The sequence below is a fragment of the Paenibacillus sp. FSL K6-1230 genome, from assembly GCF_038002385.1.
In the GTDB taxonomy this organism is placed as follows: Bacteria; Bacillota; Bacilli; order Paenibacillales; family Paenibacillaceae; genus Paenibacillus; species Paenibacillus massiliensis.
Genome location: NZ_JBBOCK010000001.1, coordinates 6,137,767 through 6,158,705, shown reverse-complemented (window position 1 = coordinate 6,158,705; position 20,939 = coordinate 6,137,767). Strand labels below are relative to the sequence as shown.

Genomic DNA, 20,939 nt, shown 5'->3' with positions numbered 1-20,939 from the left:
CAAATTGTAGGGGAGAAGGACGGTATAATGAGTAACCGAGAATTGAACACAGACGTTATTTTAATTGGTGCCGGAATTATGAGTGCAACGCTGGGAGCACTGCTAAAGGAATTAGTGCCGGAATGGTCAATATCCGTGTATGAACGGCGAGCCAGTGCAGGCGAAGAAAGCTCCAACGAATGGAATAATGCGGGTACAGGCCATTCCTCGCTGTGTGAGCTGAATTACACCGTAGAACAACCGGATGGATCTATTGATATAAGCAAGGCTATCAAGGTCAATGAAGAGTATCAATTTTCGAAGCAATTTTGGTCATATCTTGTGAGCAGCAACCGGATTTCAGATCCGCGAGACTTTATCGTACCCGTACCACATATGAGCTTTGTGCAGGGCGAACAAGATGTGATTTTTTTAAAGAAGCGTTTTGAAGCGCTTTCAGAAAATCCGTTGTTCGAAGGCATGGAATTTACAGACGACCCGGCCAAGCTGGCTGAGTGGATTCCGCTAATGATGGAGAATCGGGTAAGCAACCGACCGCTAGCAGCGACCAAGATCGACTCTGGTACAGATGTTAACTTTGGCGCTTTAACGCGCATACTATTCAAGCATCTGCAGCAGAGCAACGTGAACATTCATTATAATCATCAGATCGAAGATATAACACGGAATGCGGAAGGCCTGTGGGAGCTGAAGGTGAAAAATCTGGAAAGCGGTGTCACAGAGCGTCGCTCCGCCCGGTTTGTCTTCATTGGCGGCGGTGGCGGCAGTCTTCATTTGCTCCAGAAATCGGGTATTCCAGAAGGCAGAGGAGTTGGTGGGTTCCCGGTTAGCGGGCTCTTCATGGTATGTAAGAAGCCGGAGATCGTTGCCAAGCATCGTGCCAAGGTCTATGGTAAAGCCTCCGTCGGTGCACCGCCAATGTCTGTACCGCATCTGGATACACGAGTGATCGATAAGAAGGAGCTATTGTTTTTTGGGCCTTTTGCAGGATTCTCACCCAAATTCCTGAAGTTCGGCTCTATCCTGGATCTGCTCACCTCTGTCAAGCACGATAATCTGGTGACGATGCTGGCGGCAGGTGCGAAGAACTTCCAGTTGACCAAGTATCTCATCGGGCAAGTCATGCTATCCAAGGAGCAACGCATGGAAGCTCTGCGTGAATTTGTGCCTGATGCGAAAGGTGAAGATTGGGAGCTGGTCGTCGCAGGCCAACGCGTGCAGATTATCAAAGATACGCCAGCCGGTCGCGGGACGCTTCAATTCGGTACAGAAGTCATCAGCGCAGCAGATGGCTCGATCGCAGCTCTGCTGGGAGCCTCGCCAGGTGCATCAACAGCAGTCTCCGTTATGCTGGAGGTCATTCAAAAATGCTTCCCGCAGCAGCTGCCTGCCTGGGAGGCGAAGATCAAGGAGATGATCCCGTCGTATGGGGTGTCCTTGTCCAAAAATCCGGAGCTTCTGCAGGAGATACACAGAAATACCAATCGTGCGCTGGCATTGACCAACGAAACATGGGAGCAAGAGGAGAAGAAGGCGGTCAGCAATTAATTAAATCATGCTCCATTGGGAGCGTGGATATACACATCATATTAGAGGGTGTGGCATGAAGGAGGGGGGGGCCCCTCTTTTTTGTTGTTTCTTCAATATTATTGATATGATGGTTGGAGTGACGAGCAGTTCTAGAACGGTTAGTGACGATTATGCTGATTTATAATTAATCACGTTGGTGTGCTCATCCTACGTCACGGCTGCCTGCCGTATGGTGCATGAAATGTCGGAAAGGGCGACATTGCCTTTGCTATGCTTGATTAGGGAGGTGCTGACATGGATTCATTGGAGCAATTGAACAAAGCGCTGGATTACATTGAGGCGAATCTGACGGAGCCCGTGGATTATAAGGAGGCGGCCAAGATCGCCTGCTGCTCTGAATACCATTTTACACGAATGTTCTCATTTCTTGCGGGTATATCTCTGTCGGAATATATTCGGCGGCGACGCCTGACACTGGCTGCTTCGGAGCTAAGCAAGGGGAACAACAGAATCATAGATGTTGCGTTGAAGTATGGATATACCTCGCCAGACTCCTTTACGAGAGCCTTTCAGGTCTTGCATGGTATCACGCCCTCGGAAGCCAGAGTTCATGGTCAGCCGCTGAAAGCCTTCCCGAGAATGACATTTCAGTTAACGATCAGAGGAGGCAGTGAGATGAACTATCGTTTGGAAGACAAGGAAGCTTTTCGCATTGTAGGAATCAGGAAAAGGGTCCCGATCCAATTTCACGGTGTCAACCCTGAGATCGCCGCCATGTATGCGACCTTGACACCTGCATGGATTGCCGAGATCAAGGAGCTGTCGAATATGGAACCAGCAGGACTAATTAGTGCATCTATTCATTTCAGTGAGGGACGAATGGAAGAGAAGGGAGAACTCGATCATTATATTGGTGCCGCCACGACAGAGCATGCGCCAGAGGGAATGGATCATGTCGAAGTGTCTCCCTCTACGTGGGCTGTTTTTACGGCGGTGGGCCCTTTTCCATCAGCACTTCAGGAGACTTGGGGAAGAATCTACGCTGAATGGTTCCCGTCCTCGGATTATGAGCTGAGCGAGGGGCCGGAGATGCTCTGGAATGAGCACAAGGATACTTCTTCGCCCAACTATAAAAGTGAGATATGGATTCCTGTTCGCAAAAAACGTCAGCAGTAGCTCTATCCTGCATAGCGGTATAGCAACATCAATTGCGCTCATTCCACGAGGGATGGGCGTTTTGGCATGCTCGTGCACTCATGGATCGTAGCTGTATTCCTGCTGTGGTGGTAGCTTCTGTATGTCTGGGCTCTGTAAGGGCTGCAAGATACTAGTCGTTATAAAATGTTCTGGAGAATTGGCAGGGGGATATGAATGTGTCATGGCGGTCTATTAGATACCCAAGCCTTCCTACGAAATATGCATAGTATATAGAGAACTCAAAAAGAACCAGAGTTCGACAAGCGAAGTCTAATCATGGGGGGGAGATGGGATGAAAGGGTTAATCTTGTGTGCCGGACGCGGGACAAGACTCCAGCCTTCCACGTATACCAAGCCCAAGTGCATGTTGCCTGTCAATGGAGAGTATATTCTGGTATCAATCATCAAGCGACTGATTGCTGTGGGAATTAGTGAGATTGGCATCGTGGTAAGCCCTTTACAGAGCGAAATTCAAGAGACGATCGGGACGGGGGAGCGCTGGAACGCATCGATCACCTACCTCCAGCAAAAAGAAGCGAAGGGATTGGCGGATGCCGTCAGATGTGCGCAGTCATTTGTAGCGGACTCACCCTTTTTGTTGATGCTTGGCGACAATGTGTACGATGGGGAACTGTTGCCACTGATTCAATCGCTGGAGAACAGGAAGGCGGCGGCTTCCATATTGCTGCAGCAGGTGAAGGACCCGCGTCAATTTGGGGTAGCGGTCGTCCGGGAGGGACGGATCATTCATCTTGAAGAGAAGCCTAGTGTTCCCCAGTCTGATCTGGCTATCATCGGTGTGTATGCCCTGACTGCGGCGATCTGGCCAGCCATTGAGCAACTGAAGCCATCTGCACGCGGTGAATACGAGATGACTGACGCGATCCAACGGCTGATTGCAGGGGACAAGCATGTAGCTTACAGTATTACTTCAGCTCGATTTTTTGATATAGGCACACACGAGCGTTGGCTTGAGGCCAACCAGTATACAATGGATCAGGACCCTGATAATTTTACGAGACCAGCCCATCTGGACCCTTCAGTGCAGTGTATACCTCCAGTCAGAGTTGATCCGACGGCCCGTGTTACGAACAGCGTCATTGGACCTTATGTCTATGTTGGACCAAGCAGTATTGTTGAGCATAGCATTCTGAGGAACAGTATTCTGACCGAGCAAGTGGAGCTGTCCCATATACATGCGGAGAGCAGTGTGTTCGGGTCTCGCGTACGACTACAAGAACAGACAACTCAAGAAAGCCCGGCACGTCATATCCTGGGAGATCAGGCGACGGTCACCAGAAGCCCATCCGATGTGAAGGAAGGCTCAAAATAAACCGGGCATCCCTTGGGGATGAGTCCAATCCAGTGCTCGGGATACACATACCCTAAAGTATTCTAATGCATTAGACCATTATGCAAAAGAAAACTTCCAAGGGGCAGGTGATCCTGAGCATGGTTGAGTTGGTATTAACGCTCAATGATAAAGACGGGAGCTACACGAAGCATGCAGGCGTAGTGCTTGCATCCGTGTTCTCCCACACCCAGCAGACACTGAATGTACACATTGCGCATGATGACACCGTTAGTGAAGAGAATATTTCGAAACTGATCCAGTTGGCAGAGGACTTCGGTCATAACATTTACTTTTATCGTGTAGAGATCCCGGAGGATCTTAGGGCTGTAGCGGCCACTGTAAAGAAGATTAACTACTGGACGATGGCGAGCATGTTCCGGCTGCTGTTCACGAACTTTATCGAGGCAGAGCGCGTGATCTATCTGGATTGTGATATTCTGGTCAGTCTGGACATCAATGAGCTATGGAGTATTGATCTGGGCAATCGCTACCTCGGTGCTGTTCTGGACCAAGGGGCCAACATGCAGGAATACTGTGCTTCCATAGGTCTAAACGGAGCGCGGTATTTTAACTCCGGGGTGATCCTGTTCCATCTGGATAACATCCGCAATCATCCGAGCTGGTACCAAGAAGTGCTTCAATTCATGCAAAGATACCCACTCATGAGATTGCCGGATCAGGATATCCTGAATGCGGTGTATGGTCCCAATTATCTGACACTGGCTAAACGATTCAATACCTTCGCCTATGATGAGCTGGATCTGAGCAATAAGATTGTTCACTTCGCCGGCGATTCGAAATGGTGGGAGCCCGACTCTCCAGCATTTCCATTGTATAATCACTTCTTATCCATGACGCCATGGGGTAAGGAGCTGCCGGCAGCCGAAGGAGTTCATACAGATCAGGCTGTTGTCCCTGTGGATGCACCTTCAAAAGTTGTACATCTTGTGGGAGAGTCGACGCCTGAAACTCAGCAGGAAGCACATCATGCTGCAGTACAGCAGGCTGAAGTGCAGCACGCCGCAGCACATCTTGCTGAAGTCCAGCAGATTGAAGTCCAGCACGCAGCAGCGCATCATGAAGCAGTCCAGCAGATTGAAGTCCAGCATGCCGCAGCGCATCATGAAGCAGTGCAGCAGATTGAAGTCCAGCATGCCGCAGCGCATCATGAAGCAGTCCAGCAAATTGAAGTCCAGCACGCAGCAGCGCACCATGCCGCAGTACAACAAGCTGAAGCGCACCATGTTGCAATACAGCAAGCTGAAGCACAGCAAGCAACAGCAAGACATGAAGCAGCACAACATATAGTAGCTCAACATGCAGCGCAGCAAGCGGCAGCATACCACGCAGCCGTGCAGCATGAAGCAGCCCATCAAGAAGCTGCACCGCTGGTAGCAGCCCAGCATGAGGCCTATCATGCAGCTGTCGAGCACGTAGAAGAGCATGCTGCGGATGTGCACCATGCAGAGGCACAGCCTGTGGAAGCAAGAGCAACCATACAGCCAGCGCCTGTGCTGCCACTTCAGCCGCTATCTATCGGGGTGAAGCCACATGCGACGAAGAGATGTCCCGCGAAGAGGCATAGACTATCTTATGGTAAAGCACGGCGCTTGAAGATCAAATGGAGAAGAAAGCAATGGCTTCGCGCCAAAGCTCGTCGCTGCGCGCGATCCCGTTCTGGCAAAGCTTTGGTAGTCGTGCGTCTGGGGCTGCTCAAGCGTCTGTATGCGAAGAAGAGAGCCATGCGAATCAGACAACAGAAGCTGCAGAAGTGTGCATTGCGATCGCGTAGAAGCAAGTGTGCCCGACATTAATCAGTGAGGTTAGCGCAGCTGAATGAAGCTTGACTCCCACGTCTTCAAGATACTGGCATATTGCTCGTGGTCAGGCTTGGCAAACGGCACACGCTCGATAACCTGCCGAATCACAGTAAAGAGGTCACTCTTCAGCTGCTCATCGCTGGTGTAGGGGGCTATACCTGCCGCATACTGAAAATAAGCATCACGATTAGGGAGTTCTTTCATTTCACCAGGCAGTAAATCGTTGTCATCCGTAGCCATGATCAATACGGCCTCACCGAACGGTGAGGCCATTTCGACTTGCTCCAGCTTGTCCATTAAGCCCATCAACTCGGGAGTGATTCGGTGGTATGCTTTCGTGTATGCTCTGTTTTTGGACACAACAGCGATAGAAAATTGAATAGTAGTTCCCTCCTGAAAAAAGAGATTTGGATGCCGTATAATAAAAATTATAGAAATTTGGGATGGACGCAGCAAGGCTCAAGGTATAATGAAGAAGTGAAAATAGGATAAAAGATATTAAAAGAAACTAAAAGAAGCTAAAAGAAGCTAAAAGAAGCTAAAAGAAGGGTGGATACCACATCTATGGAATCTCAATTCATCAGTTACAGATTGGAGAGCGACGGCACAACCTACACGAATGAGAATATTAACGCCTCACTGATTACCGAGTTAATTACCAATCTCGATCTGCAGGAATACGTTGTGCTGGCGCCGTCCAGACCGATAGGGAATAGCATATATCTGCAAAGTGCCTTTATGCATGACGAAGGTCGACTAGTAGTAGAAACCCGACTGCAATATGAAGATGGTAGCTTCAAGCATTATAGTCACATCACAGATGATCCCCAAGAAATTATCCCTCTCTTCCTTGATTATTGGGGACAAGAGAAGCTTCCGAATCTCGATGGCTGGCAAGATATCACGCATGAATTTTAATTAGAAAATACAGACAAATATATATTTATATGAAAGTCTTTCACTAACCTTGTCCTAATTGATTGCATAAGCACACAAAATGTTGTGATTGTCTCATGTTGCCGTAGCGACAGGTCTGATATAGTGAAAGCGCAGTTCAAATTGAAAGCGCTTCATATACATAGAGGGTGCTGCGCTCAACAAGACGGTGAGAGGGGATATGCGAATGAGAACAACTAGACAGGCCTGGTCGCTGCTGCTGGTCGTGGCCATGGTGCTGAGCATGTGGTCATGGCGGCAGGCGCCTGCGGCTGCGGCAGGAGAGGCTTGGAGTGTGGCAAACGGAGGGTTCGAGACGGATTGGTGGGCCGATGCCTCATGGCAGGTGACCCCATCAGATTGGGGACAGGTGAGCATCGAGCGCTATAATTATGCCGATGATTCCTTCATGACACCGTATGAGGACACTTATGCATTCAAATATTGGATTAAGGATACAGCGTCAGTCCAACAGGATATTAAGATTAGTCAGACGCTGTTGGATGTGCCGGCAGGCAGCTATGAGCTGTCAGTGCATTCCATGGGCGGCGATGGCGAGCAGGCAGGTCAGGTGCAGATTTTTGCCAATGGGGACAGCAGCAGTGTAGCTCCTACTACTGGCTACAACCAGTGGGGAGCGGTGGCGCTCAAGTTCGTGCTGACCGAGGATGCTCCGCAGCTGAGCATTGGCGCGAGGATCAGTGGTCTACCAGAGGCTTGGGGCTATCTGGACGGCTTCGAATTGAAGCAAGTGAGCACGGATACGAGCCAGCCAGTGCAAGCAGATATCTTTGTGAAGAAGGTTGAGGGGCTGAAGTCTGATTTCATCAAAGGTGTGGATATATCGAGCGTGATTGCTCTGGAGCAGAGTGGGGTCCGCTTCTACAACGAGGAAGGACTGCAGCAGGATCTGTTCCAGACGTTCCAGGAATCTGGCGTGAACTACGTCCGGGTGCGTATTTGGAACGATCCGTATGATACTGCAGGTCGTGGCTACGGCGGAGGTAATAATGATTTGGCCAAGGCCATCGAGATGGGTAAGCGGGCTACCGCGAATGGAATGAAAGTTCTGGTAGACTTCCATTATTCTGATTTCTGGGCCGATCCGGCCAAGCAGCATGTACCGAAAGCGTGGACGGGCTTGTCCTTTGCTGAGAAGGAGCAGGCTTTGTACGATTTCACCAAGCATAGTCTGGAGCAGCTGCTCGCAGAGGGCGTAGATGTCGGTATGGTGCAGGTCGGCAACGAGACGAACAAGTCGTTCGTGGGCGAGACGGATTGGGCGAAGATCAGTGCTTTGTTCAATAAAGGAAGTCAGGCCGTAAGGTCGGTCGATCCGAATATTCTAATTGCGTTACATTTTGCGAATCCAGAGTCGTCTGGTCGCTATGAATCCTATGCCAAGGCTCTGGCAGATCATCAAGTAGATTACGATGTATTCGCCAGCTCCTACTATCCGTTCTGGCACGGTTCACTGAGTAACCTTACGTCTGTGCTGAAGGACGTGGCAGACACCTATGGCAAGAAGGTCATGGTCGCAGAGACGTCCTATGCCTATACGGCGGAGGAAGGAGACGGGCATGGGAATACTGCGCCAAAAAGCTCAGGTCAGACGTTGAACTACCCGATCACAGTACAGGGACAGGCGAACTCTGTCCGGGATGTGATTGAGGCAGTTGCCAAGGTAGGTGATGCAGGGATCGGTGTATTCTATTGGGAGCCAGCCTGGCTGCCAGTCGGACCGAAGGAGAATCTTGAGCAGAACAAGCTGTTATGGGAGCAATATGGCTCAGGCTGGGCAACCAGCTATGCATCTGAGTACGATCCTGACGATGCAGGCAAATGGTATGGCGGAAGTGCGGTTGATAACCAGGCATTGTTTGACTTTACAGGCCATCCGTTGCCATCCATTAATGTGTTCAAGTATGTAAATACCGGAGCAGTGGCCCCACTAAAGGTAGACGGGGTCAAGGACGTGTTGCTTACTGTTCATGATGGTGAACCCGTAACCCTGCCAAGTGTGGTCACAGCCACCTATAATGATGGCAGCACTGGCAAACTCACGGTAGTGTGGGATCAGGATGCGTTATCTCAGGCTCTGAGCAAGGGGGCAGGTAGCTATATCATTCCAGGAACCGCAAAAGGTGGACATCCAGTGCAGGCACAGCTGGAGATTCTTCGACAGAATCTGCTGAGTAATGGTGGCTTCGAGCAGAGCGACCGAAGCATGTGGGAGATCACGTATGGTGCTGGATTAGCACCGCATACGGATTATCAGCATAAAGCAGCCGATGCAAAGTCAGGGGAATATTCCTTGCATTTCAATTCAGATCAAGCTGTGGATTTCCAAGTACAACAGACAGTCACTGGTCTGAAACCGGGATACTATGATGTCTCCATGTTCATCCAGGGAGGCAATGCGAATAACGCAGACATGAAGCTGTTCGTAGAAAGCGGAGAACAGAAGCTGGAGGCGGCAACAGGAGTGAGTGGCTGGGTACAGTGGGATCAGCCAGAGCTTCGTGATGTGAAGGTAACGGATGGCACACTCACGGTTGGTGCGCGGATCCGGGCAGATGGTGGAGCATGGGGAACGCTGGATGATTTCTATCTTACGTTCGCTAGAGAATTGGAGGGTGCAGGTTCAGGTGAGGGAGAAGGTCCTGAGCCGAACCCAACACCAAACCCAACACCGAACCCAACACCAAGTCCGATTCCTACGCCTTCTGAAGGCTCCAAGGATCGCTCGTCCTCCGGTGGCGGAGTGTCCGCTCCAAGTGAGCAGGTGCAGGTCCAGGTTGATAACGGCTCGAACGGTCTGTCATCGCTCGCTAATGTGACGATTGAGCGCTCCACACAGGCGGATGGCACCAAGAAGGACAAGCTCACTTACCAAGCAGCTCAGGCAGTTGAGGCTGTAGCAGCACTGAGCAAGGACAAGAGCGCAGGACAGACGGGTATCCGGCTGGTGCTGCCAGATCCCAAGGATGAGGTATCCGAGCTGGAGTTCAATCTGCCAGTAGATACGGCCCGGACGCTGGCGACTGGGGAGCTTAGTCTTGAATTGCACATGAATGCCGTGCGCCTCATTCTTCCAGCCTCCACACTGGCTGCATTGAATGGAGATCGTCAGATGACATTCAAGCCGATCAAGAACGAGACTGCCATTCGAGAGCTCTCGAATCGTGCGAAGCAAGAGCGTATCATGCAAGTTGCCGCAGGGCAAGGTGAGGTAAGCGTTATTGGTCGCCCTGTTACCATAGATACGAATATTCAAGGACAACAGGTGGAGCTGGTACTACCACTGTCACAGCAGTCGCTTCCGACTGCTGGAGAAGCGCGTGAGGCGTTCCTCAGCAAGCTGGTCGTGTATGTGGAGCATAGTGATGGCACCAAGGAACTGGTACAGCCAACTATTGTACAAGCAGGCGATGTACCTACGGGTCTTGCCTTCACCGTGAACCGATTCAGTACCTTTGCCCTGCTGTATCTGGAGCAAGGTGAACAAACGGGTACAGAACAGGCTAATAAAGGACAGACAAGCTCACAGCCGTATATGCAGGGTTATCCGGATGGTACCTTCCGTCCAGACCACACTGTGTCACGGGCGGAGCTGGCCGCTATTCTGTTCCGTCTAAGCACAGGGCAGGAAGAGCAGCTCATCTCCTCTTCTACGGCGAACCAAAGTGTAAGCTATGCTGATGTAGCACAAGCAAGCTGGGCATCGGAGCCGATTGCAGCCGTGACAGCAGCAGGGTGGATGAAGGGCTACAACGAAACGGCCTTCGGACCTGAACGTCCGGTGACGAGAGCCGAGATGGCAGCCGTGCTCGCTCGTTGGGCGAAGCTGGACGGGGAAGCCACGGCTTCGTTCCCCGATGCAGTTGGGCACTGGGCACAGGCTGATATCGCACTTGTGCAGCAAGCGGACTACATTCAGGGCATGCCTGACGGTACCTTCCGTCCAGACCAGACTCTGAGCCGGGCCGAAGCTGTCACGTTGTTCAACAGGGTACTCAAGCTGGAGGCTGCAGGCGATGCGGCTACTTCTCCATGGTCGGATGTGCCGTCCAGACATTGGGCTTCTGCGGATATTGCCACAGCGACAACCGAGTAGGACTAAGCAAGCTTGGACTAGATGTAGTTATATATTTGAAATAGTTTGAACCTTGGTTTCAGACCAAGATAGTAGATGAGAATCCCCTTACAGAAGACGGTATCCTGAGAGCTATGGAGCTCAGGTACGGTTGAATGCAAGGGGATTTTGTTCATATCAACAATACGGGCCGGCAAGCTGGCTCTATTTCTAGTTGAGCACTTGAAGCTGAATGGATTGAATCTAGTTATAGATACAAGGATCAGTATATTGGTGAATATATTCACATGAAAGTGGAAGTAAGCTATACTTCTTCTATAAAATAAGCAATACAGGGATAGATTGTAGCGAGTTGACCTTGCCCCATAAGCTCTAGCGGGTCTTTACTAGGGCGGGAATTGTACATTGCCGCCTGTTTTCATATAGTATGTGTAATAACTATGTATTCAGGATACGCCTAGTCGCAGAAGGAGGATAAAATATGAAGTCAATCACCGTGCAGAAATTAATCGACACGTTCAAATTGGAGGTGCTTGCGGGAGCCAGTCGTCTGGATCGCACGGTTACGCGTCCACGTACGCATAGGCCAGGTCTGGAGTTTGTTGGTTACTTCGATTTTTTTCCTATGGAACGAGTACAGGTGCTCGGGCGTAAGGAGATCACCTATCTACTAACGCTTAGTGTAGAGGAACGCAAGCTACATATCGGAAATATTGTCAAATATCATCCGCCATGCTTCATTGTCACGACGGGACAGCAGGAGATCCCATACCTGCAGCTATTCTGCGATCAGGAAGGCATTCCCCTGCTGCGTACATCCGAGACGACGACTGAGTTCATGCCGAAGCTGGATAGCTATCTGGTGAAGGCTCTAGCTCCTGAAATGGCAATCCACGGCGTATGCGTCAATGTCTCGGGCATCGGCATCCTGCTTAGAGGTAAGTCCGGCATCGGCAAGAGTGAGACGACCCATACCCTTATCCGTCGTGGTCATCGCTTCGTGGCTGATGATATTGTGGTCTTGAAGAAGCTCGGACCTGAGACGCTGCTGGGAACACACAATGAGACGACCCGCGAATTCTTGGCGCTCCGTAGTATTGGGCTGATTAATGTCGTCAGGCAATATGGGCGGAAGGCATTCCAGGATGAGACGCGCATTGTGCTCGATATCGAGCTATCTCCGTGGCGGGAAAATGCACTCAATAACGAGCTTGAGGTCGTACCACAGTTCACGGAATATCTGGGGGTCCAGATCCCTCATATTGAGGTCCAGCTTCAGCCAGGGCGTGATGTAGCGGGATTGATTGAGGCTGCGGCCAACAATTGGTACCTCAAGCAGCTAGGCTATAGTGCGGCTGAAGAATTCATGCAACGTATTCATGACGGAATGCAGTCCTAAGCGCTGTAGCTATGGCTTGGCATAGCCGTGGTCACTATGATGTAGCCCAATGGATACCCAACATGTCCACGGCTTGTAGCTTGTAATGCTTCATATCTTTTAGCCCATTTTTTTAGCCACGGTTACTGGGCGCAGCTGTTGGGCCATGCATGATGTTATTTGCTGTGTTTAGGCAGTGTGGCACCATAAATTCGACCACCTGATTGAATCAGTAGCTGTTGGTCTACAATCTCGATCCCGATGAAATGACCTGAAGCGACCTTGTAGATGGCCTCGTCCATCATGGTCTGAGTATCTTTTGCTAATAGGCGACCATTATCCAACCCAATCCATAGCTTATCCATAATATCTAGATGAGTGATACGAGAGTCCGATGTGTAGACAGGCATTGCCTTGGATTGTGTTGGTGCGTTAAAGGCGATGCGAGACAAGGTGCTGCCACCATGATCATTCGCCTGTACAAAATAAATGAAGTCCTGTGTTGCATCTACAAGATAAGCGGACTGCTGCTCTACAAAGTCTACAGGTTCATACTGGAAGGTCTGAAGCATTTTTCCGGTACCATACTCAATCCGGTCTATAGTCAGCGCATAGCCTTGGTCCAGACCGTTATTATTTCTTACGGCGTTAAGGGTGCCGTTATCTCCACTCATGATCTGCTTGTAATCACCATCCAGGGCCCATTTTACTTGACCTGTATACGTGCTGATCCCGTATATTGGGTTAGTTGTGATAGCACCGCTACTCACGGAGCTGGCGACGATTGTTCCACCTATGTACTCTATTTTGTAGCCATAGCCCGTCTTGCTCTCGGCGTTCCACTTCAGCTTGCCAGAGTTCACGTCATATGCTGCCATCCCATGGTGATCGGCTACGATGACCATTCCATCATATACTTCCACACCGCTTGCCTCGTAGGGACCTTCCTTGGTCTTGGCACCGACACCAGGCTTGACCCATACCCCTTTGCCTGTCTTGCCATTGACCTTGTGGATTCGTCCAGCTGTGTCAGCATAGTATACATAATTGGAGCTATATGCGGGGGGAGAAGCTGGTGTGCTTTTGTACGTCCATTTTGCCTTACCTGTCTTAAGATCAGCAGCAGCGAGATATACACCCGCTTTGTAGATGACCAGACCCTCGTTGGTAATTGTGGTATCGAACTGCGTTTTATCTTGAGCCGCTACAACCTTTTGCCAAGGTGGCTCGATTGTCTGGACCGTTTCATTCGTTGCTGCAGTTACTGGATATAGATCAGAGACCGGAGCCAGCAGCCCCCCGAGCAGTAAAGTTGCAGCTGTGAGTGTAAGTATTCTTTTGGCTGGATTGAATTTTGTTGTGTTCATAGATAGAGTACCTCTCCTTCTGCTTCCGATAATAAACGGAGGTCCTATCTTAGACGAATAATTATAGGTAAATGTTGCATATAAAGAAGCGTGCAGTGAGGCCTTATCAGTTCTGTAATGATCGTGGCTGACGCTTTGCGTCACCGCCAGACAAGCATGTGTCTTTCAGTTGGATTGGAGGGGTCATAAGAATGAATAGAAGGCATATGCCAGCGATGATTCAGTGGCATCTGGATCCGGCTCGTTTTCCTGATGGTGAATGGATGCGGGACATGATTGTGATGCTTGGTGACCATGAGAATCGTCAGGATGGCAGGTCTGTGGGTGGCTCCTGGACAGTACTTGTACGAGTTATGGAGCGTAGCGAAGGTACATGGGATACATTCGGAGATGTCGCCTTTATTACGGATGAGGCGCCGTGGCACCTCTTGACTCCGGGCTTTACTTTCGAGTTGTGGGCGGGACGTGATATTGCAACGGTCACCGTCATGTAAGCACAGGGATGCCCAATGAATGAACCAGCTGAGGGCATCCGCTGAGTGTGTATTTTTTAACCTTCTCTTGAAAATAATTTATGACGTTGGAGGAGAGTGAAAAATGCTATTCGAGTATTTCGTCTGCGGAGCCAGCCACACCATCCCAGTCCCCCGATATACGTTGACCAGTCCTTCACCAGACATAGCCGATCCTAACCGGGTCTTACCGGATTTCTCGACACTGAAGTCCAAGGAATGCGACCACATGATGGCAAAATCACCATCCACCTTCAGCACATCATTCTGCAGCTCGACGACTACAGCCTCTTCGGTTGGGATCGCTACTTCCACAGCTAGTACGCCTCTACCTCGGGCACTAAGATTGAACAACCCCTCTCCGCCCAAGGCGGCAGAGGATAGCGTCTTGCGCGCGACGACAGACAGCTTAAGCGAATTCTCACACGCCAGGAAAATACCATCCTCCATGACAATTTCATCGTTATCCACATCAATCAGCCATATGTATTTATAGGTGGTCTCTGTCAGGATTGTGCCATTGCCCCGGTAGACTGGCTTGACAGCACTGGTCCCCGTCACTTTGCTTGATATGAGATTTCGTACCAGGCCTCCTACGCCCTGCACACCAGAGGTCATCTCAATGTTACCGACCATGTATTGCATAGCTCCTGAATTCAGAGTCACTTCATTGTTGTTGAGTTCGATCATGAGCTGCTTGCTGCGCATATTACTTTTGCTCATGAAGAAATTGGACTGTGCCTCAGCCAGTGTTGTGCTGCTCAAATCCTCTTTATATTCTATGACTGCAAAGCCGCCAATCTCTTGCTTAATCACAACATTTGGATTATCTTTCAGGTTGTTAATGGTGTATGCCATATATGCTCTTCCCCTGTCTGAAATAATGTGAGTCATCAGTAACCTGACATTTCTGACATGCGTGCCTGCTGTGAATTTGAACGCTTAACCCACCTCGCCTCTTCACATATTTGCCCACTCACCCCAGATTATAACGCCTTCCAGACCTATAATGAACCAGAATTCCTATATGTTCCTGCTGTTATTTTTGAAATGGACAAATTCACTGTGGCATTATCAGTGCTTAATAATAGAAACGTTTGACACATGTAAATAGTTAAGGGCACCTTTTTCATTTCATTTTATGCTCCCTGCGTAGCAGATAGATGAAGTAAGGTGCGCCAATGATGGCGATCACGATTCCGACCGGGATCTCGCGCGGGATCAAGACAGTCCGACCTACCCAATCACCCAGTAGCATCAGATTGGCTCCAATCACTGCCGACACAGGCAGACGCCATTGATTGCGGGCCCCGACCAGTGCTCTGGCGATATGAGGAGCCAGCAGACCGATGAAGCTGACCGCGCCAACAGCGGAGACGGCCACCCCTGCCAGGGTAACGGATAGCAGTATCTGCCACAGACGTTCTTTGCGCACGAACAATCCCAGTGACTGGCTGAGATCGTCTCCAATCTGCAGAATATTCAGCTTTCGAGCTTGGAGCAGTACGATGGCAAGCATTAGTATGATCAGCGGAGCGAGGGGAGTTAACTGATCCCACCCTCTCCCCCACAGACTCCCTGACATCCACAGCAGCGCCATATTCACATTGGCTGGATGGGTCACCATGAAATACTGAATGCCAGCCTGGAACACGGCACCGACGGCGACTCCGACCAGAGCAAGCGACGCCGGAGACAGTGTGAGTCTACGGCTAGTCAGGATTAGAATCAGGAAGGACAGCATGGCTCCGGCAAAGGCGGCTACAGGCATCCATTGTGCAGCCGCGCCCGGAAGCAAGAAGATCAGTGCCACAGCGGCAAAGCTTGCTCCCTGTGTTATACCAATCACGTCAGGACTCGCAAGTGGATTGCGGAGCAGCGATTGCAGAATAGCACCAGCTACCGCAAGACCTGCGCCAGCGCAGATTCCGACCAGTACCCGGGGCAGGCGAAGCTCATGCACGATAAAATAAGACGGGCTCTGCGGTTCTGTTAGTCCGCTAAGAACCTGTGGTGCAGTGATAGGTACTGCTCCTGCTGCAATCGAGAGCCAACATAGCAGCACCATTAATACGAGACCGCCGATAAGCAGTAAGCCTCTCTTCATCCTTTACCTCCTCCTTGGCGACGAGCTAGATAAATGAAGGCAGGAGCTCCGACCAGTGCCGTTACGATGCCCACTGGTGATTCGAACGGAAAAGCAATCCAGCGGCTAATGACATCGGCCAGCAGCAGCAGAATGCTGCCCAGCAGGATCGTGAATGGAGCAAGCAAGGTTAGTCTGCTGTTCTTGCCAAGCAATGCCCTCGCAATATGCGGAACGATGAGGCAGACGAAGCTGATCGGCCCACAGATGGCGACTGCCGAGCCAGCGAGCAGCACTACGAGCAGCATGACCCCGGCTCGGACAGCATGAAGCCTCGTGCCAAGTCCGACAGCGACCTCATCATCCAGTTCTAGCATGCGCAGCGAGGGTAGTAGGCACACAAGGATAACTAGTGCGCCGCACAGGATAGGAAGCAGCAGTTGTATATGCTGCCAGCTGGCATGATTCACGGAGCCTACTAGCCAGACGATCATACTCTCTGTTGAGTATTGATTTAGGATCATGGCTCCTTCGGTCAACGCAGCGAACAGGAAATGCACGGAGATACCCGCCAGTGCAAGTGTAACGGTTCGCCGAGGACCGCTTCCAGCCAAGGACCAGACGGTTAATGCACCGACTGTAGCTCCTACGAACGCTAGACCGATTGAGGATAGCAGGCTGGTAACTGGCAGGAACAGGAGCCCTCCTACCACTGCCAGTGAAGCCCCTGCATTAATGCCGAACACATGCGGAGAGGCGAGTGGATTCTTGGTCACTAGTTGAGTGAGTAGACCCGCTAGTGCGAGCATTCCACCGACGATGCTGGCTAGAATGGCCCTCGGCAGCCTAAGCGTACTGATATATAGATGCTCTTTGGACGTTGGATCAGCATGCACAATAGCTTCAAAGATGGTTCGCCACTGCATCTGAGCAGGTCCGACCTTGAGACTGATCAGGAAGCAGATGATGAGTAGCACGAAGCTGCCGAGAAACAGAAGCAGCAGAACCGCTACGCGGTTCTGCTCTTGCTTGTCATGATGGGTATGTGTTGCGTCGCTCATCTTATTGACCCAAGCTTGTCGTAATGTCAGTCATGATCTGCTCCGATCCAAGCAAGCCACGGGACAAAGACCAGTTGCGCCGCTCGACCGTGAAGATGCGATGGTGACTTGCAGCATCGACTTTACTCCACAGCGGATTTTTCTCCCATTCATTGACAACGGTTACTTCCTCGGTCGGCATCAGGAACAGCACCTCAGGATTCAGTTCTACAAGCTGTTCAAGTGTCAGCTCAGGATAGGACTTCTCGTTCTGCAGAGGATCGGTGAAGCCCAGGAGCTTGACGATAGAGCCGGTATACGAATGATCCGAGTGGCCGAAGAAGCCTTTGGGATTCACGACAGCTGGAAGCACAGTAAGGCCTGAAGTGGACAGCTTCTGCTTGGCTTCCTTCACGAGCTCTTCATGCTTCTGCAGGCGTTCTGTCCCCTCCTTCTCTTTGCCTACAGCCTTGGCAATGATATCGAAGTTCTTTAGCATTTGATCATAGTCTGCCTGGAAATCATCCAGCACCAGAACAGGTGCAATTTGTTCCAGCTGAGACAATGCTGCACTGTGTTTGTTAATGTCAGCAATGATGAGATCCGGCTGTACAGAGCTGATCAATTCAATATTGGGCTCATAGCGTGAGCCAAGTGAGGTGTACTGGCCCAGTTGATCCTTGACGCTATCCATGAACAGCTCCGGTGTGCCGTCATCAGCAATGCCTACAGGTTGCACACCCAGCGATACCAGCATATCCGTAAAGCTGAAATCCATGGATACAATCCGCTCGGGTACCTTGTCCAGCTTCAGCTCCCCCCGTGCATCCTGTATAGTAATGGAACCAGCAGCCGTGCCTGAGTCGGTAGTGGCCGCTGATCCTGAATCGGTATGATTTGAGCCTGCTGTAGAACCTGTATTACTTGCCTGACCACAAGCTGCGAGACTTACCGCAAGAATGAGGATTAGACTTAAAGAAAAGAAGTGTTTGATACGATGCAGCATGATGCTCCCCCTTGATAATGATAATTATTATCGGTAATTTTAACACTTCATTTTCTGATTATACATGTCTGAATCCACGATTCATCATGCTGAATTATTCGATTTCATGAAGCTGCTGTATATACTGGGTCGGGCTGCTCCCCGTGACTTCCTTGAATGTACGACTGAAATGAAAATAATCGTTAAATCCGACGCTGTGTGCCGCCTTCTTGGCAGACGTCTCCCCCTGCGCGAACAGTTGCTTTGCCCGCTCCACACGGAGCCGTTTGAGGTAGCCGCCCACTGTGAGGCCTGTCTTCTCCTTGAACAAGACACTGTAATGTCCCTTGCTAAGGCCTGTCCGCTCCGCCAGCATAGGCAGTGTCAGCTTAAGCATGTAGTGCTCCTCGATATATTGAATGGACTTCTCCATCTGCGAACCCGAGGCTCGTAGCTCTCCACTTAGCTGGCTCTCGTACATACAGAAGCTCAGAATTCGCTCCAGCATCATGCGGTTGCGGAAATGCTGTGCCTCCACCTCATCCTTATTTTGTTCCGGTGGATTCTCCTGAGCTTGCAGTAGCCCATCGACCATATATCTGACCTTCACATCGCTTAAGAGACGTTGGGGTCCATTCCAGTCCCAAGGCGCATGCTCTGGTAAAATTCGATACACAATGACGGCATATTCTGCTGCTCGTCCCGTCGGGATTCGGACCTCAAGCGTTCCGGCTCCTGAGTGGCAGGCGTATCCATGGGAGATTGGTATGGACTCCCCCGTCCCCGTTACCATAATTAGGTATCCCTGCTGCACAATGATCAGCTTCTCATATCCCGTCTCAGGTATGATTGTACAAGGCTCATGGAATATTTCTATGTGCTCAAATACCGGGATGACTGCGTTTAGCTGCTCAAAGCTCATAAAAATTCCCCTTTTATATAGTTTGCAGTAATTCATATGTGTTCTTAATATAGCATGACTTATGGCTGTTATTTAGCTAATTGTCGACATATGAGGAAGCTGATTTATTCCGTTTTAATAAAGGATTTGACATTTGGTCGAGTTGTAACTAGAATGGTTATAACGGTGGTGATCTTAATGAAACAAATTAGCAGCAGGTTCTCGATCGCCGTCCATATTCTGACCTATGTCTCATGCATGCCTGAACAGTGTACAGGGGATGATATTGCTGATAGTGTGAACTGCAATCCGGTCATTGTACGCAAGATTATGGGAATGCTGAAGAAGGCTGGGCTTGTCGAGGTCCGTGCAGGTATTGGCGGAGCACATTTGACCAAGTCTCCTGAGGAGATTACCCTTCTCGATGTATATCGTGCTGTGGATGTTACGGAGGATAATCAGCTATTTGGTTTCCATAACCCGGTACCGGCATGTCCTGTAGGCCATGCGGTGAATACGGAATTAAGCATGCATTTGAAAGCGGCTCAGGATGCGATGGAGCAACGCTTGAATCAGGTTACGATCCAGCACATTATAGTTCAGCCACAGCTACTATAGCGTTCGAGAACGAACATAAGAGGATGGCTGTTTGTGGTGTGTCACACGATATCGGAGAGTGAATGCTCCAGACCTTACTCTCTGGTATCTTTTATATAGATGCTCATCAATGAGCCTTTTTTTAACCCCGCGTTGTAACTATATATGTTATAACTGTTTTTGTTACGACGTGATGATATATACAATCCAATAACGATTTCAGATGAATATGGAGGAAATGAACATGGCAAAATTGTTAGTAACAGGAGCAACAGGACAACTGGGAGCATTGGTGGTTGAGTCCCTACTAAAATGGGTGGAGGCTAAGGATCTGGCGGTCAGCGTACGAGATCCTAAGAAGGCTGAGCATCTAAGCAAGCTGGGTATTGATGTGCGTCAAGGGGACTTCACCGAGCCGGAATCACTGCGTGCTGCATTTGCGGGTATTGATCGTCTTCTCCTGATCTCCAGCGCTAGCGGCGATCGGATTGCACAGCATAAAGCGGCTGTTGATGCAGCTAAAGCAGCAGGCGTTCAATTCATTGCCTACACCAGCGTAGCTAAGGCTCAAGAGAGCGGGCTGTTCCTGGCACCGGATCATCGGGAGACAGAGAATGCAATTCGTGAGTCAGGCATCACTTATGCTATTTTGCGCAACAACTGGTATTTGGAAAATGAGGCTAGCACCATTCAGGCTGCACTGCAGGGAGCCCCATGGCTGACTTCTGCTGGCAGCGGTAAGGTGAGTTGGGCTGCACGGCGTGATTATGCTGAGGCTGCTGCTAAGGTGCTGGCAACAGAAGGGCATGAGAATGTTATCTATGAGCTGTCCGGCAAGCCTCTGACCCAAGAAGAGTTGGCCGCCTTGGTTCAAGAGGCGAGTGGCAAGGACATTCAAGTTCAACAGGTTAATGATGAGGCCTACACCGAGACCTTGAAGGGTGCTGGTGTGCCTGAGGGAGCATTGCCGTTCCTGTTACTGATCCAACAGGGAATTCGTGCGGGCGAGCTGGATGTAGAGAGCACTGACTTCGAACGCGTATTGGGACGTCCGCTGACTCCTCTGAAGGTTGCACTTGGGCAGATCATCAACCAAGGCTAATGCTCCATTTCACTTACTAATCTAAGATATCCATTCCC

At 50.3% G+C, this 20,939-nt stretch carries 17 protein-coding genes; 10 read left to right on the top strand and 7 right to left on the bottom strand.

Annotation, left to right across the window (positions count from 1 at the left end; all coding sequences use genetic code 11):
* Positions 1-27: 27 nt before the first annotated feature.
* The 4 genes from mqo to MKX74_RS27190 all read left to right on the top strand — a co-directional run bounded on the left by mqo (position 28) and on the right by MKX74_RS27190 (position 5,895).
* Complete coding sequence (gene mqo / locus MKX74_RS27205) at positions 28-1,548, top strand: malate dehydrogenase (quinone) (protein WP_341180406.1); 1,521 nt, start codon at positions 28-30, stop codon at positions 1,546-1,548.
* Positions 1,549-1,824: 276 nt separating this feature from the next.
* A complete protein-coding gene (locus MKX74_RS27200) occupies positions 1,825-2,706 on the top strand; it encodes an AraC family transcriptional regulator (protein ID WP_341180405.1) in 882 nt (293 codons plus the stop codon).
* 313 nt (positions 2,707-3,019) lie between these two features.
* Entirely contained in the window at positions 3,020-4,060 is a 1,041-nt protein-coding gene (locus MKX74_RS27195; RefSeq protein WP_341180404.1) for a sugar phosphate nucleotidyltransferase, read from the top strand.
* Positions 4,061-4,140: 80 nt separating this feature from the next.
* The gene (locus MKX74_RS27190) at positions 4,141-5,895 is read left to right on the top strand and encodes a glycosyltransferase family 8 protein (protein ID WP_341180403.1); all 1,755 of its coding nucleotides are present in this window, start codon (positions 4,141-4,143) and stop codon (positions 5,893-5,895) included.
* A gap of 9 nt (positions 5,896-5,904) precedes the next feature.
* On the opposite strand, the gene MKX74_RS27185 is transcribed toward MKX74_RS27190, so the two are convergent.
* On the bottom strand, positions 5,905-6,207 hold the full coding sequence (locus MKX74_RS27185) for a hypothetical protein (RefSeq protein WP_341180402.1): 303 nt from the start codon (positions 6,205-6,207) through the stop codon (positions 5,905-5,907).
* Between the two features lie 258 nt (positions 6,208-6,465).
* Here MKX74_RS27185 and MKX74_RS27180 point away from each other — a divergent pair, with 258 nt between their 5' ends.
* The 3 genes from MKX74_RS27180 to hprK all read left to right on the top strand — a co-directional run bounded on the left by MKX74_RS27180 (position 6,466) and on the right by hprK (position 12,332).
* Complete coding sequence (locus MKX74_RS27180; protein ID WP_025681586.1) at positions 6,466-6,819, top strand: hypothetical protein; 354 nt, start codon at positions 6,466-6,468, stop codon at positions 6,817-6,819.
* 205 nt (positions 6,820-7,024) lie between these two features.
* Positions 7,025-10,954, top strand: coding sequence for a glycosyl hydrolase 53 family protein (locus MKX74_RS27175; protein ID WP_341180401.1), 3,930 nt, complete (start codon positions 7,025-7,027; stop codon positions 10,952-10,954).
* A 460-nt stretch (positions 10,955-11,414) separates the two neighbouring features.
* Positions 11,415-12,332 carry an HPr(Ser) kinase/phosphatase gene (hprK, locus tag MKX74_RS27170; RefSeq protein ID WP_018883807.1) on the top strand — a complete coding sequence of 306 codons (918 nt, stop codon included), beginning with the start codon at positions 11,415-11,417 and terminating at the stop codon, positions 12,330-12,332.
* 155 nt (positions 12,333-12,487) lie between these two features.
* On the opposite strand, the gene MKX74_RS27165 is transcribed toward hprK, so the two are convergent.
* Positions 12,488-13,678: an outer membrane protein assembly factor BamB family protein gene (locus MKX74_RS27165; RefSeq protein ID WP_341180400.1), complete on the bottom strand. Its 1,191-nt coding sequence runs from the start codon at positions 13,676-13,678 to the stop codon at positions 12,488-12,490.
* A gap of 191 nt (positions 13,679-13,869) precedes the next feature.
* On the opposite strand from MKX74_RS27165, the gene MKX74_RS27160 reads away from it, so the two are divergent.
* Entirely contained in the window at positions 13,870-14,172 is a 303-nt protein-coding gene (locus MKX74_RS27160; RefSeq protein ID WP_341180399.1) for a hypothetical protein, read from the top strand.
* 78 nt (positions 14,173-14,250) lie between these two features.
* On the opposite strand, the gene MKX74_RS27155 is transcribed toward MKX74_RS27160, so the two are convergent.
* From MKX74_RS27155 to MKX74_RS27135, 5 genes are all read right to left on the bottom strand, one after another.
* On the bottom strand, positions 14,251-15,048 hold the full coding sequence (locus tag MKX74_RS27155) for an AIM24 family protein (protein ID WP_018883809.1): 798 nt from the start codon (positions 15,046-15,048) through the stop codon (positions 14,251-14,253).
* A gap of 271 nt (positions 15,049-15,319) precedes the next feature.
* Positions 15,320-16,297, bottom strand: coding sequence for a FecCD family ABC transporter permease (locus tag MKX74_RS27150; RefSeq protein ID WP_341180398.1), 978 nt, complete (start codon positions 16,295-16,297; stop codon positions 15,320-15,322).
* On the bottom strand, positions 16,294-17,337 hold the full coding sequence (locus tag MKX74_RS27145) for a FecCD family ABC transporter permease (RefSeq protein ID WP_341180397.1): 1,044 nt from the start codon (positions 17,335-17,337) through the stop codon (positions 16,294-16,296). Before MKX74_RS27145 ends, MKX74_RS27150 begins: the two co-directional genes overlap by 4 nt.
* A gap of 1 nt (position 17,338) precedes the next feature.
* Positions 17,339-18,322 carry an ABC transporter substrate-binding protein gene (locus MKX74_RS27140; protein WP_341180396.1) on the bottom strand — a complete coding sequence of 328 codons (984 nt, stop codon included), beginning with the start codon at positions 18,320-18,322 and terminating at the stop codon, positions 17,339-17,341.
* A 94-nt stretch (positions 18,323-18,416) separates the two neighbouring features.
* A complete protein-coding gene (locus MKX74_RS27135; RefSeq protein WP_341180395.1) occupies positions 18,417-19,223 on the bottom strand; it encodes an AraC family transcriptional regulator in 807 nt (268 codons plus the stop codon).
* Between the two features lie 177 nt (positions 19,224-19,400).
* Between MKX74_RS27135 and MKX74_RS27130 the strand changes: the two genes are divergently transcribed.
* Positions 19,401-19,820 (top strand): Rrf2 family transcriptional regulator, encoded by a 420-nt coding sequence (locus MKX74_RS27130; RefSeq protein WP_025681579.1) that lies wholly within the window; start codon positions 19,401-19,403, stop codon positions 19,818-19,820.
* 223 nt (positions 19,821-20,043) lie between these two features.
* The gene (locus MKX74_RS27125; RefSeq protein ID WP_025681578.1) at positions 20,044-20,901 is read left to right on the top strand and encodes an SDR family oxidoreductase; all 858 of its coding nucleotides are present in this window, start codon (positions 20,044-20,046) and stop codon (positions 20,899-20,901) included.
* Positions 20,902-20,939: the final 38 nt, after the last annotated feature.

Coding starts and splice junctions, on each gene's coding strand:
- mqo (WP_341180406.1), top strand. CDS start 28: ATGAGTAACCGAGAATTGAACACAGACGTTATTTTAATTGGTGCCGGA.
- MKX74_RS27200 (WP_341180405.1), top strand. CDS start 1,825: ATGGATTCATTGGAGCAATTGAACAAAGCGCTGGATTACATTGAGGCG.
- MKX74_RS27195 (WP_341180404.1), top strand. CDS start 3,020: ATGAAAGGGTTAATCTTGTGTGCCGGACGCGGGACAAGACTCCAGCCT.
- MKX74_RS27190 (WP_341180403.1), top strand. CDS start 4,141: ATGCAAAAGAAAACTTCCAAGGGGCAGGTGATCCTGAGCATGGTTGAG.
- MKX74_RS27185 (WP_341180402.1), bottom strand. CDS start 6,207: ATGGGCTTAATGGACAAGCTGGAGCAAGTCGAAATGGCCTCACCGTTC.
- MKX74_RS27180 (WP_025681586.1), top strand. CDS start 6,466: ATGGAATCTCAATTCATCAGTTACAGATTGGAGAGCGACGGCACAACC.
- MKX74_RS27175 (WP_341180401.1), top strand. CDS start 7,025: ATGAGAACAACTAGACAGGCCTGGTCGCTGCTGCTGGTCGTGGCCATG.
- hprK (WP_018883807.1), top strand. CDS start 11,415: ATGAAGTCAATCACCGTGCAGAAATTAATCGACACGTTCAAATTGGAG.
- MKX74_RS27165 (WP_341180400.1), bottom strand. CDS start 13,678: ATGAACACAACAAAATTCAATCCAGCCAAAAGAATACTTACACTCACA.
- MKX74_RS27160 (WP_341180399.1), top strand. CDS start 13,870: ATGAATAGAAGGCATATGCCAGCGATGATTCAGTGGCATCTGGATCCG.
- MKX74_RS27155 (WP_018883809.1), bottom strand. CDS start 15,048: ATGGCATACACCATTAACAACCTGAAAGATAATCCAAATGTTGTGATT.
- MKX74_RS27150 (WP_341180398.1), bottom strand. CDS start 16,297: ATGAAGAGAGGCTTACTGCTTATCGGCGGTCTCGTATTAATGGTGCTG.
- MKX74_RS27145 (WP_341180397.1), bottom strand. CDS start 17,337: ATGAGCGACGCAACACATACCCATCATGACAAGCAAGAGCAGAACCGC.
- MKX74_RS27140 (WP_341180396.1), bottom strand. CDS start 18,322: ATGCTGCATCGTATCAAACACTTCTTTTCTTTAAGTCTAATCCTCATT.
- MKX74_RS27135 (WP_341180395.1), bottom strand. CDS start 19,223: ATGAGCTTTGAGCAGCTAAACGCAGTCATCCCGGTATTTGAGCACATA.
- MKX74_RS27130 (WP_025681579.1), top strand. CDS start 19,401: ATGAAACAAATTAGCAGCAGGTTCTCGATCGCCGTCCATATTCTGACC.
- MKX74_RS27125 (WP_025681578.1), top strand. CDS start 20,044: ATGGCAAAATTGTTAGTAACAGGAGCAACAGGACAACTGGGAGCATTG.